Source organism: Microbacterium sp. AK009 (assembly GCF_013410955.1).
Classification (GTDB): Bacteria; Actinomycetota; Actinomycetes; order Actinomycetales; family Microbacteriaceae; genus Microbacterium.
Genome location: NZ_JACCCG010000003.1, coordinates 48,505 through 68,215 on the forward strand (window position 1 = coordinate 48,505; position 19,711 = coordinate 68,215).

The following is a 19,711-nucleotide window of genomic DNA, read 5'->3' on the forward strand; positions in this document are numbered from 1 at the left end:
ACCCATATGACATCCGCCCCAAGCAACGCTCTGGACGTCATTCGCGGTCAGGGAGTGGTCGCGATCGTCCGCGCCCGCACCGCGGACGATGCCGCCTCGACCGTGGATGCGCTCTTGGAGGCGGGAATCCGCGCAGTAGAGGTCTCCCTCGTCACGCCTAACGCGCTCGATGTCGTGCGCGCGGCGGCCGCTGCTGCCCCGGATGATGTCGCGGTGGGCGTGGGCACGGTGCTGAGCGTGAACGATGTAACGGCGGCGGTCACGGCGGGAGCGCGATTCATCGTCGCGCCCGCGTTCGATGCCTCTGTGGTCCAGGCGGCTATCGCTGCGGGTATTGACGTGCTTCCGGGTGTCGCGACGCCCACCGAAGCAGTCACCGCGGTCGCTGCGGGCGCGACTGCGGTCAAAGTCTTCCCCGCATCGCTGTGGTCGCCCGCCGTGCTGCGGGAAGTGAGGACTGCCCTGCCGTGGCTTACCACCGTGCCCACTGGCGGGGTGAGCCTTGAGACGGCTCCGGAGTGGATTCGAGCTGGAGCGGCCGCGGTCGGCATTGGATCTGCCCTGACCGGGTCGGCCAATCCCGGTGCCACGGCCGCCCGTCTCCTCGACGCCATCCATGACGCCCGAACCGGAACATGATCTCTGTGCCTGGTCCAGCGCTGTCGGCCATCATCGACCCGACGCGTGGTGCGAAGATCACTTCTCTGAAAGACCCTCGTGGAGTTGAATGGCTGACCCAAGCGGCCGCAACAGCCAAGCCCGGCACGCCCTTCATCGACGCGGAGATGGCGGGTTGGGATGAATGCGCCCCAACCATCGTCAGCTGTCGTGTCAACGGGTGCGATCTCCCCGACCACGGCGACCTGTGGGACTCCTCTTTCGCCGTCGACAAAGACACCAGCACCGTCTCCGCTATCGGCCACTCGCTTGGTTACGAATTCCGCCGACGGGTGACCGCTACTCGGACGGGACTTTACCTGGAGTACCAGGTGACCGCTCTTGACCGACCGGTTCCCTTCCTCTACGCAGCTCATCCGCAGTTTCTGGCTCAACCGGGAACCCATGTCGACGTGCCCCGTCTGCGGCACGTCGTCGACGTACTCGATCCCACATTGCCTCGGCACGAGTGGTCTGCGCCCCTCGCGACCATCGACACGGTTGCCCCGGGCGGATACCGAAAACTCTATGCCGACCCCGATAAGCCCACATACTCAGCACGCCTCATCCACCCGGACGGCGCATCTCTCGAAATGAACTGGTCAATGGCGTGCCCCTACCTGGGAATCTGGTTCGACAACTCCGCTTACAGTCGCGAACCAGTCATCGCGATCGAACCTGCCACCGGCTACTTCGACGCGCTCGATACCGCTGTCGCTCACGGCCGTGCGCCGCAGCTTCAACGGGGGAAACCCTTGTCGTGGTGGATCAAGCTAACAATCACAACGGCGAACGCTTCACGGGGCGTTTGACTGCATCATGCTTGATCGAAAAGTCCTTTTGTAGTATTAAAGATTTAGTTCGACTGACAACGCCGTCAAAGGGGAACAACGTGAGAAGCATCCGCCGAGCAATCAGCCTGGCCATCACCGCAGTGGTTGTCGCCGCCGTCACCAGCACCGCGATTGCCGGCCCAGCCGCCGCAGCAAGCCCGACCGTCGCGCCGATCAATTGGTCTTCCTTCACCGGCGGCACCCCCAATGATGCGAACGCGGTCAGGGTGCGTCAGATTCTTGCCAACACCAACGAATACGCCCTCACCACGTGGTGGAACACGGTGAAGGACTTTGACGCACAGGGCTCGTCGACCTATCTCAACTTCGGCGGAACCGCGGAAGGCAACATTCGACCGCCCGCAGGCGAAGCACTCGCCCTCGCGACCGCGTTGTCAACGGGCGCATATGACGCAACCAGCACGGGAGTGTCTACCGCGAGCGCTACCGGCACCGCCCGCAAACTCATCCGCTCCCTCGCTTACCGCCACCTCTCCAACAGCGGCGGAGGCTGGGGCGACACACGGCAGTCCGCGCTGTGGGCAAGCTACGCCGGAATGGCCGGGTGGCTCATGTGGAATTCCCTCCCCGCCGCCGACGCCGAGCTTGTCCGAAAGATGGTCGAACACGAAGCGAACCGATTCATCACCACTCCCGCGCCCTACTGGAACACCAGCGGAGGGGATAGCAAAGGCGAGGAGAACTCGTGGAACGCCATGATCCTGCAGCTGGCTACGGCGATGATGCCGGACCATGCTAACTTCGCGAACTGGAAAGACCGCGAACTTGAGTACATGATTTCCGCGTACTCTCGACCCGGGGACTCCTCCAGCGGCACCGTCGTCAATGGCAAGCAGCTGTCGACGTGGATTCCCGCCGGCAAATACAACGTCAACAGCGATGGCACCATGATCAATCACGACCTGGTGCATCCCGACTATATGGCGACCCTGGTACAGAACGTCAACTCCGCCCTCACGAGCACCCTCGCCGGCGAGGTGAGAATCCGAGAGTCTCGAGTGGATGAGCTTGGAGACAAGTCGGACGAGGAACTCGCTGAGATCGCATCCGAGTACGAGATCGATGAAGGATGCTCAATGGCGCTACTTTTATCACGGCTCCATGGATCCTGAGGAGTTCAGGGATCTAATCGCTCCCTTCCTGAACCCCTCCGCTCAAGAGGTGCTAGAAGAGCTGTACCGCGATGCAATTAATCGCGAGGGGGATCTTCCGGCACAGCTACGCCACGCTCGAATCGTCTATTGCCTCCAGCGGTTGGCCAGCGTAAAGGCGCCGCGTCCCCTGGCAACGATCCTCGGGGCGTTGCGCGACTTCCCGGACGAGACGGACGAGCTTTGCTCCTACCTACTTAGTCTGTGCGAGACAGACGCGGATCGCGTTGCGGCGATCTGCGGTGAGTTCCTCGTGGAGACCACCTACATGACCGATTGGCAGCAGGCGTGGGTCCTTCGCGTTCTCAGCCGATGCGTCTCATCAGCAGAGCCGACCACGGTCGCAAATGTCACGGCGTTTGTGAGTGAGCCCGCAAGGGGCTGGCTGCCGCGGCTTGAGGCGGCACGCGTCCTGGCTGCAAACGGGACGCTGCGGGCTGAAGATGCTCGTGCCCTTAGAGTGCAAGCTCCCGAGGCCTACAAGAGCGATATCGCCGGCCTCGTGGCGGCCAATCACGATCGACTCGCCTGGTCCGAGAGCTTCCTCGACGGCATCCGCGAAGATCACCTAGCGGACGTGGTGATCAAGGGAATCATTGATTCAAAGTCGTAGACGACCGCGATCCCGGACAGGACAGCGGTCGTCCACCGAACGCGTGCGGGCGGTGGCTGAGTGATCAGTTGGTGTCCGCCCGCCCCCGCAAGCCGGTCGCGATTCGTTCTCTTTGGGCGTGCGGGAAGCAGAGGCGCACGGGTGAAGGGAACCAGGCGCACATTCACTTCTTTGATAGCGACGAGCGGAGCGAGGCACTCCGCCTGGGAGCGCCGAACGGAATCAGCGTGCGGACGATGAGCCATGTTCTCTTCGATCTTCAGCAACCCAGGTTGACCCTCGACCACTCGTGATGAAGTCGAGGCTTCGTAGCCCGGGGAACGGTCCTGTCAACCAACGGAATTTAGACGGGGCTGTTCGTGCGTCAAGAAATGCGTTTCGTCAATTCTCACTTCATCGGCGTCCGCGGCCCGAGAAGACCAGCCTCAGGATCTGGATGAGAGAACGGCGGTTGGTGGCGCGCGGGATCGCGGGCCGGTCCGCCGCTTGACGGTCGCTCGCGGCAGATCTCACGACGGCCTCGGTGGACCAGTCGGCAGCCCATACAACGCGGTTGCGACGGATGATGTAGTGCGACCGGCACGGCAGCCCCCAGTTCCCGACTGACGGACTAAGGCTCACGGTGGTGCCGTCGAAAGTGAGTGTCCATTGTCCCGGGTGAAGGGGTGTGGAGACCCGCTCACCGCACCCGTCGAAGCAGAGGTGGACGACGGCGCCGTACTCGGCCGCGATGTAAAGGATGCCTTCCTCGAGCTCATTCGGAATGTAGTCGACGAACAGGAACTCGATCTCTTCGTGGCGGGTCATTCGGTCTGGTCCTCGTTCAGGAGGTGGTTGCCGTCGATCGTGAACGCAGCGTAGTGCTCGTTCTCGAGGTCGGCGTAAAAGTCGAACAGCTTCTTCCACTTGATGACGGCGAGGGCGGCATTGAGCGCATTGAGATCGGCGATCTGAATGTTGAGGTCGTAGTCGTCGGCCTCGTCAGTCTCAGAGAAGTCGATGCGTCCGGTGATGTGGTCGGCCTTGGTGTCAGTTCCCGTTGTGACGGCGAGGATGCCGTGGAGCCGCCCGTCATGAGGCCTCAAACCCATTCCGACGTCGACGAACGGGATGCCGGCCGCCTGCAGGCGTTCGATGATCAGTTGTTTCGTTGGACCACCCTCTGCAGCCAGGAAGACGAAGTTCATGTCGTCGAGCTCGGCGACCGTCTGCGCGTCGATGTCGTACGGGTGCGGGTAGATGCCGCGGCGCATCGCCGAGTAGATCTGAGAGAAGTGGTCGACTTTGAACGGCATGCTGGCGAAGTCGCTCTGCTTCGCGGCCCCCGGGGCACGGAAGGCGTTGTGCTGGAGGAAACGGTCGCCGTCGAAGAGGTGGATCTCGCGCACCGGGGTCTTCGCGGTGAAGTCGAGGATGTAGGAGCCGGTGCCGCCGACGCCGACGATCGCGATCTTGCCGAGGCGCAGCTTGTCGTTGATGGCTGCGATCCCCGCGCGCGACGACGCGGAGTCGGCGTACAGGAACACCGAGTCGGGATCGTCGTCTTCGTGCACGACGTACGTCTTCGGTGTCGCTGCCGGGTCGAGCTGGAGCGCATTGCCCAGCAGGATGCTCAGGTACGAGGTCATCTTCTCGTAGTAGTCGGGGAACCCGGCGTCCGGCTTGTTCGAGAACGAGAAGTCTGCGGTGATCGTCGAGGTGAGCTGGATTGGCCCCTGCTGATGCAGCAGGTTCGGAACTTCGGAGCCGTCGGCGCGGGACGGCCGCTCGCCGATGAACGAGACCACATGCGTGTCCGGAGCGAGCGTCTGGTCGTCGTTGAGGTGCAGGGTCGAGATCAGCGTGCCGTACGCCACCTCCCGGGTGGGGGTGACGTACGGCACGTGGTGCACGAGAAGGTGGTTGTCACGGATCTCGATCTCGTAACCCTCGGCGCGCAGCCGCTGCAGATCGCTGCTACGAGCGACGGGTGAAGGTGACATTGATGATCGTTCCGCGGTGCTTGACCTCGACCGAACCGCCCTCGGCAAGGCTGCCTTCCTTGGGGGAGTGGGCCTTGCGGTACGTGATCACGAACGTGAGGTCGGTGTTGCTGGAATGCTCCGGGAACGCGAGCGCCACGATCTGCTCGAAGGTGACCGTCGCCGACGGGACCTCCTGGACCTGGCCGTTCACGATGATCTCGTAGCGGCTGGGGTTGTCCGGCTTCTCCGGCTTGCTGGGCTTGTCTTCGGGTGACATCCTCGCTCCTTCCGTTAGACTTAAGGCGTCTGATTGCTAATGTGAAATCCACACTAGACTATCGATTGCAATATCGCAATTTCGAAGGGATGACATGGACAAGGTTGGTTCGTTCGACGCCGAGGGCTTTTACGAGGCTCTCGATGCGCAGCGCCAGAGCCGCCGCTTGAACTGGAAGCAGGTGGCAGCCGCGTCGGGCGTAAGCGCCTCCACCTTGACGCGCATGGCGCAGGGGAAACGCCCCGATGTCGACGGGCTGGCAGCACTCGCCGCATGGTCGGGCCTCGCGGTCGACGACTTCGTGCGGGGTGCCGACACCGCTGTTCGGGAGCCAGATTCGCTCGCGAAGATCTCCACCTACCTCCGCTCCGACCGCAACCTATCGCCGGAGGCGGCGACAGCGTTGGACGGTCTGATCAAGGTCACCTACGAGAGACTCCGAAGCGATAGCGAGTAGCACCATGGCATTTCAACGCGGCTTCAAGACCTGGGCGAACACCATTGCCGCGGACGCGCGCGCCGAACTCGGTCTGAGCCTCACCGCACGACTCGACCCGATCGTGCTGGCGGAGTCGCTCGACATTCCGGTGATCCCGCTCTCGGAGTTCGCAGCCGTCGCGCCCGAGGTCGAGTACCTCATCGACGGGGAACCGGAGGTCTTCTCCGCGATGACCGTCTTTGCCGGGCGCCGTCGGCTCATCGTCCACAACGACGGGCACACGCCGGCGCGTCAGAACAGCAACATCGGACACGAGCTTAGTCACGGTCTCCTCGCCCACCCACCCACGCCCGCGCTCGACGACGCCGGATGCCGCATCTGGAACCAGGACATCGAGGACGAGGCCGGGTGGCTCTCCGGCTGCCTCCTCATCCCCGAGCCCGCCGCGCTCGCTATCGCCCGAGGCCGCTGGACGGTCGAAGGAGCAGCAGTCCACTTCGGGGTCAGCACAGCCATGGTCACCTTCCGTCTGAACGCGACGGGGGCGCGCAAGCGTGCCGCGCGCGAGCGTAGCCGACGAGCGGCGTGAACCATGAAGACGCTCTTCCGCGTTGTTGCAGGCGGGGTCACCACGTTCGCCGTCACGTTCATCTCGGCGGCTCTCATGACGACGTTTGGGCAACCGCTCATCGATCAATTGCCGTCAGGCGCCTGGGGCATGGACCGGATGCAGGAGGTGGTCGCGTGGCTCGTCGGCCCGTACTCCGCATTCTGGCTTGCCGCTGGAGCGACCGCCTCGTTCGTCCTCTGGTTCGCCAGGCGAGCGTCAGTCACCCGAACCACTGCGTGGAACGTGTGCCTTTGGCTCACCGCTGGAGTCCTCGCTGGCGCTCTCGTGAGCATTGAACGCCAGGCCCCGCTCTCGAGCCCGTGGACCGATTCAGCGACGTGGCTTCTCGCCGCCGCCTACGTTATGCCCGTCGTCACCGCTGTGATCTGGTGGACGGTGCCAGCGGCGATAGATCGGCTTGCCGCGCGCATTCAAGAACGCTCCGACCCCGCGGAGCGGTCCGCAGTACCCCGGCCGAGCGGAATCGTCCGTCGAGCGGCACGAGAACAGTAGGCGTACGGCGCGCCGCGGCATGCCCGCCACTCTCGCGCGTTCCCAGCCCCCGTGGTGACCAATACGCGCCGTAGCGCGCACGCAACCCGGTCCTCAGACGCACGCGGTTCAGTCAGATTAGCCGTCCTGTGTCGCCCCGATCCAGTCGACAACCTGGTCCGAGAGGGACAGTGTCAGATCCTGACTTGCCGACCTTCCACACGGAGCCGGAAACTGGGCGATCTTGCTCAGCCGTGGGTCGCGAGGTCCGCTCGCCGCGCTTCTGCATCTCGGCTCCGTCGGAGAAGCTGCCTGAGGATGAAGTCCATCGCAATTTGGTCGCCTGTCCTTCGATACAGTCGGGGCGTGGGGCGATCACTGATTGGTAAGCGGATCTTTGTCGCGTCGCCAGGGGATGTGGCCGCCGAACGCAAGCTGGTCGGCAGCATCGTGGACGAGTTCAATGCGACGGATGGTTTTGAGCAAGGCACGGCGTTCTTTGTGCGCGGCTGGGAGCATCTCAGTGGCACGGTTCAACGCCCACAAGAAGCGATCAACGAGCTCGTTCTCCATGACTGCGACTACGTTGTGCTTATTCTCGGATCGCGCTGGGGGACGCCGCCCCAGCTTGGCGAAGGTTACGACTCGGGCACAGAGGAAGAGTTCTTCGAGGCTCTTCGCCTCCTGGCTGACGGTGATGCGCCGATGCGCGACATCCTCATACTGTTCAAGGATGTTGGGCCCGTTGCCAAGGCGGACGAGCAACTCAACCGCATTAGGGAGTTTCGGGATCGGCTGGAAAGAAGTCGCGAGATCTTGTTCAACGTCTTCGACTCGGAGTTCGCCTTCAGTCGGTACGTGCGCGGTTCTCTTCGACAGTGGGCGGGGCAGGGCATCGAGCCGTACTTTAAATTGGTGACCTTACCGGAGGCTCTTCCCCTGGACGAGATCCTGACCAATCAACCGACGGTGGCGCTGCTCGAGCTCGCAAAGGCAAAGGCCGATGAGGGGCTGGCTGTTCAAGCGGAGCGGCTGTTCGACGCCGCCACAGCGGATGGTGACCCAGACGGCCTCGTCGCCTATGCGAAGTTCATGCGTCGCGCTGGCCGCTACCAGCGCTCCCTGGAGCTGAACGGCCAGATTCTCTCCAATGCCGAGGTCGCAGGCGGCACCGATCGCAAGTCCGCGTCACGGCGCGCCATGGCCTTGGCAGGGATCGGAATCGTTCGTCGCAAGGTGGGCGAGCTCGAAGCGTCAAGAACCGCGCTCCAGGAAGCTCTACAGGAGGCCGGGCCATCCGGCGACATGAAAGTTGAAGCATACGTAAGCGACAATCTCGCTCACACTCTCCGCCAACTTGGTGATCTCGAGCATGCGGTCATCGCGCTAGAACGATCCCGAGATCTACGGGGCGAGCTCACAGGCGACCGGGACGCAGCAACTCTGATTAACACGGCGCGAGAGAGCTTGCGACAACGGGACCGCGTAACGGCGTTGCAGATGGTTGAGAACGCTCTGGACATACTTGCGCTAGACAAGAACCAGGACAGAGTCCTATATGCATCGGCAAAAGCTCTTCAGGCTCGAGCGCACTTTGAGCTCGGCGCATATGCGCAGTGTTTGGAGTTCGCTGCGGAAAGTCTGGCGGCCAACGAGCATATGAAGAACGATGATGGTGCCGGCATCTGTGAATCGCTGATGTCTCGTGCCCATCTCGCGCTCGGGGACTTTCCCCAGGCGCGAAAATACGCCGACTCCAGCTTTCGACGGGCTCTCAGGTCAGGCAACAAAACAGGGGAAGCCGCTGGGTACTGGAACCTGGCTCAGATCGAGGCTGCGGAAGGCGATCTGACTGAAGCGGCGGAACTCACCGACTCCGCCCTGCGCGTCGCGCGGGAAGGCGATAACGTGCCTCTCGAGTTCGCTATTGGAAAGTGGTTCGAAGGTTACATTGATCGCCAGGCTTCGTCGACTCCTGGGGCGGCCGCCGATTGAAAGGCAATGTGGATCGAGGTCGTCAATCACTTGACTGCCACCACCGTTGCGTCGGCCAGAGGAAACATGTAAGTCGCCCGCCCAAGCGCGTGCCGCATCCTGTGTCGATGAGGGCCATTTTCTTACTTACGAGCGGAACCAGACTCGACTGCGTGGCGTGACCCGCAATCACGAACCGACCGTCGGTGGGCGCGTCTTCCGGGTCGTGGACCGCAATCACATCAGTTCCGTCATACACAGTCCCGAGCGACTCGAGAAAACGGCGGTGAGCCTGCGGCACTGCAGCACGCAGTCGGGACAAAGCGTCTCGATAAGGAGGCTCAATATACGACCGAACCGTTTTCGCCCCACCCATCCTCAGGAATGATTCCAAGCCGTCGTCGTCGTCCAGGATTTTCAAGAACGCGGCGTCGTGGTTTCCTCGGAGGAACGTAGTTCGGTCCGGGGAGTCGCCCTGGAGTTGAACGAGCGCTTCGACGACGGACCTCGAGTCGGGCCCGCGGTCCACATAGTCACCAAGGAACACAACGTGGTCGGCCTCTTCAACCGCTCGCCGTGATACTGAGCGGAACTCATCCACGCACCCGTGGATATCGCCTATGAATGCTGTAATCACAAGATGACCCTCGGAATGATTGTGTATGGAGAGCCGTCGTTATTGCCGAGCACGAGGATCGCGGAGTCTCCAAGATCGGTGTCATCGAACTCGATGATGACGTCAGTCAGCGAATCGAAGCCGATCGGCTCGATCCAGCCGATTAGTTGTTCAATACGCCCGTGTAGATCCGCCAATACCTCTGTCGTCGGCGGACCATGCACCTCTGGATGAGAGGACAATAGCTGGGCGAGAGCCGGGTCATCGAACCGCTCGGCGAGCTCCGTTACTGAGAAGCATGGTGGGCCCGGTCGGAAGGCCCGCGCATAGGTCGCGGTGCGGAGAACGTATCTTGCGTGCCGCACAAACCCGTCGAGCTTGGCATGCTGCTCCTCGCGCGGAAGAGTGAGAAGCCGGGCGAGACTTCGCACGCGTTCCCAGAGCCGCTCGAGATCAATGTCTCCGAATGATGCCAGCATCTTCGCGACAAGATCGTCCGTGTCATGGAGAACGAGACCGTCCCGCGCCAGATGGTTCCCGAAGAGCGTGTGACCCGCCGTCGCGAATTGACTGAGATCGTACGTCGACACGTTTACCCTCCCTGAGGCTACGGTTGGGCGCGGCGCGTGTTCGACGATGAGAAGATCGACGTCGGAAGCATCGGCGTAGTCACCGCGCGCATAACTTCCGTAGAGAATGGCGCCGATCGCTCGAAGCGGGAGCGCGGCCAAGATCTCTTCGACTATAGGTCCGGGTATCTCTCGAGCTTGCAACGCATGGCGAACGCTCGTTTGCGAGATTTTGGGTGAGAGACCTGCCGGATTTCGCAACCGTACTCCTTCACGGGATAACCGAGCCTCGCCTCGATGAACCTCGAAGTGGTTCCGCCATTCAACAGCCACGCGCATCCGTCTCGCGCTCGAGCCAGAGCCTAGCCGGGATCGTATCGGCACACGGCTGCTCAAATATATAAACGAGCCCCGAGCAAGCAAGCCGTCGAGGAAGCACCCTATCGAGAGACTCCCGACGGCATACTCAGTCGCCGGAGGCGTCGATCGGAAAGTGTTCGCAACCCGGTCGCTCACTGTACGGACCGTGGTGGCCATGTATCTCTCGTTAGCCGTCTCCGGCCACGCACGTATGACCCGAACGGGGCCATGGTCGACGAGGGTGCGGCATACGCACTATGAAACCTCGTGCGGCGCTTGTCGACGACGCTCGAAAAGTAGGCCAATGCGACGTGTGAAAACGAGGCCACCTGGTTGTCGTTTGCTCAGTCTGCCGGATCCTGTGTCTTGATGCTGGGGAGGCTGTCGATGCCTCTGCCGCGTAGCCGGTAGCTGGCCCCCTTCAGGGTGAGGACGTCGGCGTGGTGCACGATGCGGTCGATCATCGCCGCGGCGACGGCCTGGTCGCCGAACACGCCGCCCCAGCCCGAGAACGGCAGGTTCGAGGTGAGGATCAGTGACGCGTGTTCGTAGCGGGAGGAGACCAGCTGGAAGAAGAGATTCGCGGCGTCCTGCTCGAACGGGAGGTAGCCGACCTCGTCGACGATGATCAGCCCGTAGCGTCGGAGCCGGCCGAGCTCTCGCGGCAGGTTCCCTTGCCGGTGCGCGTCGGTGAGCCGGGTGACCCAGTCCGTCGCGGTGGCGAACAACACCCGGTGCCCGTGCCGGGCGGCGACGATGCCCAGCGCGGTCGCGAGGTGCGTCTTCCCTGTCCCTGGAGGACCGAGCAGCACCACATTCTGCGCTTCGAGCAGGAACCCGCCCGAGGCCAGCGCGGCGACTTGCTGCCGGGCGGTGGGCTGCGCATCCCAGTCGAAGTCCTCCAGCGTCTTCCGCGCCGGGAACCCCGCCGCCTTGATCCGCAGCTCCGCGCCCGACGCGTTGCGGGCGGACACTTCGCGTTCCAGGACGGCGGCGAGGTAGTCCTCGAACGACCAGCCGGCATCCCTGGCTTGGTCGGCCATTCGGCTGGCTGCCTCGGTGATCCGCTGTGCCTTCAACGCCCCGGCGAGGTAGGTGATCTGCTTGACGGACTCTGTGGTCTTCGTGCTCGCCATCACGCCACCCCGCTGATTCCGAACGCGCGGTCGTAGTCGGCGAGGTCTCGGGTGAGATCGGTATTGACCACGGCTGGTCGTGGCTGCTGGAACTGTTGCCGCAGCAGCTTCGCGGTCTCCCGGTGGGCCGGGTCGGTGACGACCGCGCCGCGCGCCCAGATCCGACGGTGGTCGGCGACGATCCGCCCGTCCAACCGCACCCGCACCCGATCGAGGTCCGCGGTCACGTCGACCATCCGGCCGATCGCGTGAGGGTCGACGGAGTAGTCGCTGGCATCCAGCCGCACGTAGTAGTCCCGCCCCAGACGCACCCGCTCCCGCCAGCCCAACTGCAACGGGACCGGTGGCAGCGGCAGCATCCGCGAACGGTCATGCTCGATCAGATCGACCGGGCGGGCCTTGATCGTCCGCACCACCCGGGCGTTCGCGCGCTCCAACCAGTCCGCGAGCTGCGTGTTGAAATCTGCCGGTGAGGTGAAGGTGCGGCCCGGCATGAACGAGGTCTCCATCCACCCGTTGCGGCGCTCCACGATGCCCTTCGACTCCGGATCGTAGGGGCGCAGCTGCACCACCTTCGTCGCCAGCGTCCCGGCGAACGCGGACACGCCCTGCGCGAGACGTCCCTTCTGCCCGATGCCCGGCTCGTTGTCCCAGATCAGCCGCCGCGGCACCGCACCCAGCTGATGGATCAGTTCCCACGACCCGAGCAGCAGATCCTCCGTCTTGCGGGTGGGGATCATCCGGGCGGCGAGAAACCGGGAGTGCGCGGGAACGATCACCAGCACCGGCAACAGCACGCTGGAGCCGTCCTCGAGCGGGATCTTCCGCGGCGGGAACCACAGATCACACTGCGCCGCGTCACCCGCCGCCCACGACAACCGGTCCGCCGGATCCACCGGGCGATGTTCCGGCCGCAACCGGCGCATGTTCTCCCGGAACCAGGTGATCGACCCCGGCCACTCCACCCGTTCCGCGATCACCGTCGCCGGCATCTCCGGATGCTCCGCCAGCAACGCCCGCACCCGCGCCTCGAACGGCTTGAACAACGTCTCCGCCGCGGGCGGCCGCTCATACTTCGGCGGTCGGTCCGACGCCAACGCTCTATCGACCGTCGACCTGCCGATCCCCAGATCCCTCGCCACCTGCCGCCGCGGCACCCCGTCCGCGACCAGCCGCCGAATCAACGCCCAATCTTCCACCGAGATCACCCACCCAATCTGTCTGGGTGGCCTCGTTTTCGCCCGTCGCTATGGCCTCGTTTTCAACCGTCGCCGACAGGCGGCGGGTCTGACGTTGTAGACGCTGATGGGTCAACGTGCGATCGTCCGCCAGAACTGTCCACGCTACTCACAGATCGACACGGCGCGTGCTCTTGGGTGCGTCTCCGAATAACCGCACTCAGGTGGGGATCGCGCAGAGGGCGACGCCGGCACGGCAGGTGATCAAGAACTTGCCGAAACAGTTCGCGACGCCGCGCCGCCGCATGGCGAGGGCCAGGAGACGCTCAATGATGGTGCGACCCAGGTAGGCGGTGGCGTAGCGCCCGGGGCGGGCAGCCGCCGCGGCTTCCGCGTCGCGTTCGGTGCGGCCGGGATGATCGGCTGGGCGGTGCTGATCGACGCGGCGATCACGTGTGGCCGCTTCAAACCGCGCGACGACCGTCGCGTCCACTGGCGCGTGCCGACCTCGCCAAACCGATCTCCACGCGTTCGTATGGCGCGTCTAGCGGATGTCTCGAAATGTCCCGGTCCGGGTGAGCAGCGAGTGTGGGCCGCTGCTCCTCCCCAGCCCAGACCGGGACTCTCTGCGCCAAGGCTCTGGTGGACTTCCCTGACATATCGTTTAGGGTGCCGCTCATGACGCATTTACTGCCTCGTGGGCGTCATTTCACGCTGTTGTGGACCATCCCGGATGCGGTGGGCGGACTCACGAGCGCTGCCCTGCACCGATCACGAGCATTCGCGGCGTACGGCGGCGCGGATGTCGACATCCTCACCTTCGACAACCGGGTGGACTATCCCGCTGTCACCGCCCAGCTTCGCGAGCGCGGGGAACTATGTGAGGGCATGCGGATCGTCAATCTGTGGGATTGGTTGCGGGAGCATGAGGTTGCCAGGGCCTCTCATCCGAAGGACAGCTCCGACCGACCGTTCACCCCGTTGAGAACTGGTGAGGAGGATGCGGCGCACCGTTCGGTGTACCGAGGGGGAGCTTTGCTTCGGCGCGAGCGCCTCGCCGTGGACGGTCGGACCGTGCTGCAGACCGACTACTTCCGTCAGGACGGCTCGCTCCTCGCGTCCGATCGAGAGGATGCTGACGTCCTCGGCACCCGCGGCGGCCGGAGCATCGTGGTGTGCGATCGCGGGGGGTATCCTGCGCGGTCGTGGGGCACGAGTTGGGCGTTGTATCGGTGGTGGTTGGATCAGCTGACCGCGGGCGCCCAGGAGAGCTATCTGATCGCGGACAGCAAGCCCGTCTCTCGTTTCTTGCGCACGTACCGCCGGCCGGGCAGGGTCACAGTCACGGTTGTTCATGGCTCCCATCTGGTGAGGAACATTGGCCCATGGGGACCGTTGCGTCCGCAACGCGCCGAGGTGCTCCGCCACCTCAGCGACTACGACGCCGTGATCTTCCTCACCGACCGGCAGCGACGCGATGTCCAGCTCCGTTTCGGCCGACACCCGAACTCTGCGGTCATCCCGAACAGTCGACGACTTCCGGTTCAACCCGTCCAGGAGCGTCCGCCCGGTGCGGGCGCGCTGCTGTGCGCGCTGTTGAGGCTGAAGCGTCCCGAGCACGCGGTGCGCGCGGTGACCCATGCCCAGCGGGTCGAACCAGAGGTGAGCTTGAACATCTTCGGCGACGGATCCCAGCGAGCGAGCATCGAACGCCTGATCGCCGCCGCAAGAGCAGAAGAGGTCGTACACGTGTGGGGGTGGCGGGATGACGCGAGAGCGCGTCTGGCCCAGACATCCTTCCTCCTGATGACCTCACGGTCCGAAGGGTTCGGGCTCGTGTTACTGGAGGCGATGGGTGCCGGGTGCATCCCTATCGCGTACGACATCCGGTACGGTCCCCGCGACCTGATCGACCACGGAGGCAACGGCTTCCTCGTCCGCAGCGGACACGTCAGAGGGCTCGCGCGCGCCATTATCACCCTGCAAAGGATGCCGAGGGAACAGGTGGCTGCGATGCGGGACGCGGCACGGCGAACAGCCGAGCAGTACACCGACGAGGCTGTCCTTGGACGGTGGGCGGGAGAGCTCACGGCCGCGCGAGAACGAAACCATGCGCGGCCCTGGGTGAGGAATGGCCGGAATTCCTCGGCTACGTGATCGGGTTCGGCTTCCTCGGCGGCAGCTGGCTGACCCATGCACGGATGACGCGTGTCATGAAGCAGGCGGACGGACTGCGGGCTGTCCGAAGCGGAACTGCCGTTTCAGCCCCCGTCGGCGCGGAGCTTGCAGACGCAGGCTCGGGAAAGAGGAGGACAGATCACGTACCGATTCCGCCGGCCGAGCTTCTCCTTGGCGATGTAGCGGCCTTCGATGAGGTCGCCCAGGATGGAGATCACGGTCCTCTGCGAAAGGCCCGTCGTGCGGGAGAGTTCCGCGATCGTCGCCTCGGTGTTGTCGGCGACGGCGAGCAGCACCCGACCATGGGCGGTGAGGAAGTCCCAGCGGGTCATGGCGATGCGGTCCCGATCCTATGTGCGGTCCGGGCACGGCCCCGGACTGAGGATCGCTCGCCCTCCCCAGGAGTCCACATGAACCGCCATCTGCTCCTGCGTGCTCTGCACGACGATGCGGTCGGTCCAGAACGGGCCCCGGTCGAGAGTCAGGCAGCTGCGCGGCGGCACCACCACCTCGTTCGTCGTTCCGATGAGGATGTCCCGGGCGCCCGGCTCGATGTCGTAGTCGACGGTGCCGAGTTCCCTGACGTCGTAGGCGGTGACGGTGATGGGCATCTCGCCGACGTTGCGCAACCCGCCGCATCCGAAGCCGTTCGCGCAACGAGACTGCCCTGCGCTGACGACGGCGCCGAGGATGACGGCTATCACGGCGATGGCGGGCAACAGGATCAGGACTGCGCGCCATCCTTTGTGGACGGACGCGTGCCCTGTCACCTCTCGCTTGCTCTGAGGGATGCCGGTGGCGTGCATCAGAACCTCCAGGCTCTCGTGGAGACCTGAGGTCTCGTCCGGCCTTGCCCTTGCGGAAGGCTCGAGCACCGGGCTTCGATGGCGAAGCCGCCATGACGATGCGCGACTCGGGACTACTCCCCTCGGCAAGATTCCACCAGACCGTGCCTGTTCTCGCCCGCTCATCCAGCAGAAACTCGGTGTTTCCTGGGCGAAATTCCATGCCCGCGGTCGCTCCTTCAAGTATGCCGAGAGCCCACTGCTGCCCTTCGACACCTGAACGACGCTTCTGCTATCCTCCGATTCGAGGAGGGGAGTAGTCCCCAGCCCACGCGTCGTCACTGCGGCTTCGCCACCGAAGCCCGGCGCGGGGAGAGCGGTCGCTGACCGATCTGGACCAGACCTCCGGTTGCCATACGAGACAACTGGAGGCGTCGTGCCCATCCCCCCACCCCTCGGCTCACGTGCCCCCGCACCGCCGTCGATCGCGATCAGCCGGGTCCGGCGACGCGATGCCCGTCCGTGACACCGCGCTGCAGGGTCGGCCCATGCACGCACAGCGCGCCCAGACCGCCCGCCGCCGCGGCATGGTTCCGGCTTCGCAAAGAACGGGGACGACGTGGAACGGGTGAGCGCCACACGAAGCGAGCTTCTCGCACGGCGGGGTCAGGTGACCCTCGCCGTCAACGGGCGCGCGCTCCTGGCAGAGAAACGCACCGCCCTGATGCGAGAGTTCACCCGCCTCACTCAGTCAGTCGTGAGTGGGATGCAGGGACTCGAGGAGCGAGCGCGAACGGCACGAGCGTCGCTGGCCGAAGCGACCGCGCTCGACGGGCCGGAGACCGTCGGATCAGCGGCGATGGCCGCGACCGGTGAGATCTCGGTCGGGCTCCGAAGCCGCAACGTCGCCGGCGTCGCCATCATCGAGCTCGAGCACGATCCCGTCGCCCGTCGGCGAAACGATCGCGGATACAGCCCGACGGCCACGACCCCGAGAGTCGACGCCGCTGCCGAGGCATTCGAGTCGCTCATCGAGTCGCTGCTCGACATCGTCGCGCTCGAGCTGTCGCTGCGGCGCCTCGCTGAGGAGATCACCCGAACCACCCGCCGCGTCAATGCGCTGGAGCACGTAGTGATCCCCCGACTGGAAGAGGAGCGGAACTACATCGCCATGGTGCTGAACGAACGTGAGCTCGAGAACAGGACCCGCCTGATGCGCGCCAAGAACCGTGTCGACCAGCGGGCAGCCGACGAGAACAGGGAAGGGGGAGGGCGATGAACTCCGGTGCGACCCGGCCAGAGATCCTCGACGCGGTGCGAGATCTCGAGCAGCGACTGGACGGCCGGCGCTCCGTCGAGGAGGAGGTTGCCGCGGCGCTGACCCGAGCGCGAGCTGACGCGGCCGGCGTCGTCGCGGAGGCGAAGGCCGAGGCAGAGATCGCTGCAGCCCAGCTGCGTCGCGACATCGACCTCGCGGCGGATCGCGAAGCCGAACGGGTGCTCGCCGACGCGCGAGCCCAGGCCAAACGTCTCGCCGCTCACGCGGAGGCCGACCGCGAGGCAGCGGTCGAGGCGGTCCTGCGCCTGCTCACCCCTCCGCCGAGGGGCGCCGTCTGATGGCCGTCGAACGGATGGCGAAGATCTGTCTCATCGGTCCCCGAAGCGAGCTCGACGAGACGCTGGAGCAGCTGCACCGGGTCGAACTCGTGCACCTCGCCGACGCCCACCGGGAGTCGTACGACCTCTCCTCCACACCGGCCGACACGAACCGCGCCACTCGCGCCGACGAACTGCGCTTCCTCGCCACCGAGCTCGTCGCGCTGCTCGAGCTCGCCGGAATCCGTGTCGCCGATTCCGATGATCGGGTCGACGTCGTGCCGGGCGCGGCCGACGTGGCGCAGATCCGCCGCGACATCGAAGACGTCGCCCCACGGGTCGAAGCGCTCACCGCGCATCGAGACAGGCTCGAAGACGAGCGCGTCATCCTGCCCCGCTACATCGCGCCCCTTCGTCAGCTCCTTCCCCTCATCCCCGACATCGCCGATCTCACCGAGGACGAGCTGCGCAGGCTCCGCCTCGACACGGTCGCTCTCGTCCTCAACACCGATGACGAATCGGTCGTCGCGCTCCTCCGCGAGGAACTCGCGGGGCACCTCGACGATCGCTTCGAGCTCGTGCACACGCGGATGGACGACGGCGTCATCGGCTGCGTGCTGGTCTTCCCGCATAAGGAGACCCGAGCCGTCCACGAACTCCTCGGCAAGGAGCACGTGCGGCACGTCGCGGTCCCCAAGGACTACGAGCGGTTCTCCCTCACCGTCACCGTCGCCCGGATGCAGGAGCGCCTTGCGGCGATCCCCGGTGAGATCGCGGCCGTCGACGCCGAGCTGACCGCCCTCCTGGCGCCTCGGACCGGGCGCTGGCTCGACGAGCTGGCGAGCCTTCGCGCCGAGCTGGAGCAGACGGATGCCGCGGGGTTGACCGGATCGACCGAACGCACCTTCGTCCTCGTCGGCTGGGTGCCCCGCCGCGACCTCCCCGCTCTGGAAGCCGCTCTCGCGACCTCGCTCCACCCCTCGATCGTCATCGAGGAAATGCCGGTGGACCGCCACGACCCGTCCGCTCCGGTGCTGCTGCGCAACCAACGACCGGCGCGACCGTTCGAGTTCCTGGTCAAGCTCATGGATCTCCCCCGGCCCGGAACACTCGATCCGACCGGACTGATGACGCTCTTCCTGCCGATCCTCTTCGGCGCGATGGTCGGCGACGTGATCTACGGCGCTTTGCTGCTCGTCATCGCCATCGTCATGAAGCGCCGGATCACCTCTCCCGGGCCGCTGCGGGATCTCGCCTCGGTGCTCTTCGTCGGGTCGATCTGGTCGATCGTGTTCGGCGTGCTGTTCGGTGAGGCGCTCGGCGACCTCGGCAAGAACGTCCTCGGCTTCGACTGGGCGCTGTGGTTCTACCGGCCCGACGGACTCGTGCCGCTCCTGGTGTTCGCGATCGCGCTCGGCGCCACCCACATCGTGCTCGGTCTCGCCCTCGGGATCTGGCAGGGCTGGCGCGAGCGGCACCGCGGGGAGGTGCTCGAGCGCACCGGTACCCTGCTCGCGCTCGTCGGCGTCTTCGGCCTCGCCGCCCTGGCGGCGGGGATGCTGCCCGGTGGCACCATCACACCGGTGATCGCGCTCATCGTCGTCGGACTGGTCCTGGCGATGATCGCGCACGGCCGGATGGGCGTGCTGATGGCGCCGCTCGAACTGATCGGCGTGCTCAGCAACATCCTGTCGTACCTGCGGATCGCGGCCGTGGGACTCGCCTCGGCCTACCTGGCCATCGTCGCCAATCGTTTCGCCGAGCTCGGCCCGATCTGGTTCGGCATCATCGTCGCAGCCTTCTTCCACGCCCTGAATCTCGCGCTCGCCGGGTTCAGCCCGATGATCCAGTCGATGCGACTTCACTACGTGGAGTTCTTCAGCAAGTTCTTCGCAGGAGGCGGTCACCCCTTCCGCGCCTTCGGGGCGCGCGCCGACCGGCGCGACCGCCCCGTCCCAGACCAGCAACGCACCGATGGTGCCCTGGCGCCGTGACCTCACGGCGAGTCGAACAGCCACCACCCACACGAAGGAGACAGACATGGAAATCGGACTGATCGCCATCGGCGCCGCCCTCGCCATCGGGCTCGCGGCGATCGCGTCGGCAATCGCGCAGGCCCGCGTCGGCGCAGCGGCGATGGGTGCCATCGCCGAGAAGCCCGAGCTCACCGGACGCGCGATCCTGCTCATGGCCATTCCCGAGACGCTGGTCGTGCTCGGCTTCGCGGTCGCCGCGATGATCATCCTTCTTCTCGGAGGCTGA

The 19,711-nt window shown here is 64.9% G+C and carries 23 protein-coding genes; 13 read left to right on the forward strand and 10 right to left on the reverse strand.

Annotated elements, in window-relative coordinates; translation table 11 throughout:
* Window positions 1-6 precede the first annotated feature (6 nt).
* From HDC37_RS06810 to HDC37_RS06825, 4 genes are all read left to right on the forward strand, one after another.
* A complete protein-coding gene (locus HDC37_RS06810; RefSeq protein WP_179559666.1) occupies window positions 7-639 on the forward strand; it encodes a bifunctional 4-hydroxy-2-oxoglutarate aldolase/2-dehydro-3-deoxy-phosphogluconate aldolase in 633 nt (210 codons plus the stop codon).
* 5 nt (window positions 640-644) lie between these two features.
* On the forward strand, window positions 645-1,469 hold the full coding sequence (locus HDC37_RS06815; RefSeq protein ID WP_179559667.1) for a hypothetical protein: 825 nt from the start codon (window positions 645-647) through the stop codon (window positions 1,467-1,469).
* Between the two features lie 80 nt (window positions 1,470-1,549).
* Entirely contained in the window at window positions 1,550-2,623 is a 1,074-nt protein-coding gene (locus HDC37_RS06820; RefSeq protein WP_179559668.1) for a hypothetical protein, read from the forward strand.
* Window positions 2,613-3,275 (forward strand): hypothetical protein, encoded by a 663-nt coding sequence (locus HDC37_RS06825; protein ID WP_179559669.1) that lies wholly within the window; start codon window positions 2,613-2,615, stop codon window positions 3,273-3,275. Before HDC37_RS06820 ends, HDC37_RS06825 begins: the two co-directional genes overlap by 11 nt.
* A 393-nt stretch (window positions 3,276-3,668) precedes the next feature.
* Here HDC37_RS06825 and HDC37_RS06830 read toward each other — a convergent pair whose 3' ends face one another.
* The 3 genes from HDC37_RS06830 to HDC37_RS06840 are packed head-to-tail and all read right to left on the reverse strand — an operon-like array spanning window position 3,669 to window position 5,516.
* Window positions 3,669-4,082 carry a DUF6527 family protein gene (locus tag HDC37_RS06830; RefSeq protein ID WP_179559670.1) on the reverse strand — a complete coding sequence of 138 codons (414 nt, stop codon included), beginning with the start codon at window positions 4,080-4,082 and terminating at the stop codon, window positions 3,669-3,671.
* A complete protein-coding gene (locus tag HDC37_RS06835) occupies window positions 4,079-5,257 on the reverse strand; it encodes a ThiF family adenylyltransferase (protein ID WP_179559671.1) in 1,179 nt (392 codons plus the stop codon). The genes HDC37_RS06830 and HDC37_RS06835 overlap by 4 nt, the downstream gene beginning before the upstream one ends.
* Window positions 5,232-5,516 carry a multiubiquitin domain-containing protein gene (locus HDC37_RS06840; protein WP_179559672.1) on the reverse strand — a complete coding sequence of 95 codons (285 nt, stop codon included), beginning with the start codon at window positions 5,514-5,516 and terminating at the stop codon, window positions 5,232-5,234. Before HDC37_RS06840 ends, HDC37_RS06835 begins: the two co-directional genes overlap by 26 nt.
* A 94-nt stretch (window positions 5,517-5,610) precedes the next feature.
* On the opposite strand from HDC37_RS06840, the gene HDC37_RS06845 reads away from it, so the two are divergent.
* From HDC37_RS06845 to HDC37_RS06860, 4 genes are all read left to right on the forward strand, one after another.
* Window positions 5,611-5,973, forward strand: coding sequence for a helix-turn-helix domain-containing protein (locus HDC37_RS06845; RefSeq protein WP_179559673.1), 363 nt, complete (start codon window positions 5,611-5,613; stop codon window positions 5,971-5,973).
* A gap of 4 nt (window positions 5,974-5,977) precedes the next feature.
* On the forward strand, window positions 5,978-6,544 hold the full coding sequence (locus tag HDC37_RS06850) for an ImmA/IrrE family metallo-endopeptidase (RefSeq protein WP_179559674.1): 567 nt from the start codon (window positions 5,978-5,980) through the stop codon (window positions 6,542-6,544).
* A 3-nt stretch (window positions 6,545-6,547) separates the two neighbouring features.
* The gene (locus HDC37_RS06855) at window positions 6,548-7,078 is read left to right on the forward strand and encodes a hypothetical protein (RefSeq protein ID WP_179559675.1); all 531 of its coding nucleotides are present in this window, start codon (window positions 6,548-6,550) and stop codon (window positions 7,076-7,078) included.
* A gap of 345 nt (window positions 7,079-7,423) precedes the next feature.
* Window positions 7,424-9,052, forward strand: coding sequence for a DUF4062 domain-containing protein (locus tag HDC37_RS06860; protein WP_179559676.1), 1,629 nt, complete (start codon window positions 7,424-7,426; stop codon window positions 9,050-9,052).
* Window positions 9,053-9,074: 22 nt separating this feature from the next.
* Here HDC37_RS06860 and HDC37_RS06865 read toward each other — a convergent pair whose 3' ends face one another.
* The 5 genes from HDC37_RS06865 to HDC37_RS06885 form a co-directional block, all read right to left on the reverse strand.
* Window positions 9,075-9,668: a metallophosphoesterase gene (locus HDC37_RS06865; RefSeq protein WP_218869468.1), complete on the reverse strand. Its 594-nt coding sequence runs from the start codon at window positions 9,666-9,668 to the stop codon at window positions 9,075-9,077.
* Window positions 9,665-10,378 carry a nucleotidyltransferase domain-containing protein gene (locus HDC37_RS06870; RefSeq protein WP_179559678.1) on the reverse strand — a complete coding sequence of 238 codons (714 nt, stop codon included), beginning with the start codon at window positions 10,376-10,378 and terminating at the stop codon, window positions 9,665-9,667. The genes HDC37_RS06865 and HDC37_RS06870 overlap by 4 nt, the downstream gene beginning before the upstream one ends.
* Window positions 10,379-10,920: 542 nt before the next feature.
* Complete coding sequence (istB, locus tag HDC37_RS06875) at window positions 10,921-11,712, reverse strand: IS21-like element helper ATPase IstB (RefSeq protein ID WP_179559679.1); 792 nt, start codon at window positions 11,710-11,712, stop codon at window positions 10,921-10,923.
* A complete protein-coding gene (istA, locus tag HDC37_RS06880; RefSeq protein ID WP_179559680.1) occupies window positions 11,712-12,920 on the reverse strand; it encodes an IS21 family transposase in 1,209 nt (402 codons plus the stop codon). The genes istB and istA overlap by 1 nt, the downstream gene beginning before the upstream one ends.
* 190 nt (window positions 12,921-13,110) lie before the next feature.
* Window positions 13,111-13,383: a hypothetical protein gene (locus tag HDC37_RS06885; RefSeq protein WP_179559681.1), complete on the reverse strand. Its 273-nt coding sequence runs from the start codon at window positions 13,381-13,383 to the stop codon at window positions 13,111-13,113.
* A gap of 185 nt (window positions 13,384-13,568) precedes the next feature.
* Between HDC37_RS06885 and HDC37_RS06890 the strand changes: the two genes are divergently transcribed.
* Window positions 13,569-15,047 (forward strand): glycosyltransferase, encoded by a 1,479-nt coding sequence (locus tag HDC37_RS06890; protein ID WP_179559682.1) that lies wholly within the window; start codon window positions 13,569-13,571, stop codon window positions 15,045-15,047.
* Window positions 15,048-15,151: 104 nt separating this feature from the next.
* Here the strand turns inward: HDC37_RS06890 and HDC37_RS06895 are convergent, their stop codons facing one another.
* Window positions 15,152-15,400: a helix-turn-helix domain-containing protein gene (locus HDC37_RS06895; protein WP_179559683.1), complete on the reverse strand. Its 249-nt coding sequence runs from the start codon at window positions 15,398-15,400 to the stop codon at window positions 15,152-15,154.
* 18 nt (window positions 15,401-15,418) lie between these two features.
* Complete coding sequence (locus tag HDC37_RS06900; RefSeq protein ID WP_179559684.1) at window positions 15,419-15,838, reverse strand: hypothetical protein; 420 nt, start codon at window positions 15,836-15,838, stop codon at window positions 15,419-15,421.
* Between the two features lie 643 nt (window positions 15,839-16,481).
* On the opposite strand from HDC37_RS06900, the gene HDC37_RS06905 reads away from it, so the two are divergent.
* Genes HDC37_RS06905 through HDC37_RS06920 form a run of 4 tightly spaced genes read left to right on the forward strand, consistent with a single transcriptional unit; the run spans window position 16,482 to window position 19,711 of the window.
* A complete protein-coding gene (locus HDC37_RS06905) occupies window positions 16,482-17,132 on the forward strand; it encodes a V-type ATP synthase subunit D (protein WP_179559685.1) in 651 nt (216 codons plus the stop codon).
* Complete coding sequence (locus HDC37_RS06910; protein WP_179559686.1) at window positions 17,129-17,470, forward strand: hypothetical protein; 342 nt, start codon at window positions 17,129-17,131, stop codon at window positions 17,468-17,470. Before HDC37_RS06905 ends, HDC37_RS06910 begins: the two co-directional genes overlap by 4 nt.
* On the forward strand, window positions 17,470-19,443 hold the full coding sequence (locus HDC37_RS06915; RefSeq protein ID WP_179559687.1) for a V-type ATP synthase subunit I: 1,974 nt from the start codon (window positions 17,470-17,472) through the stop codon (window positions 19,441-19,443). Before HDC37_RS06910 ends, HDC37_RS06915 begins: the two co-directional genes overlap by 1 nt.
* Before the next feature lie 46 nt (window positions 19,444-19,489).
* A complete protein-coding gene (locus tag HDC37_RS06920) occupies window positions 19,490-19,711 on the forward strand; it encodes an ATPase (protein ID WP_179559688.1) in 222 nt (73 codons plus the stop codon).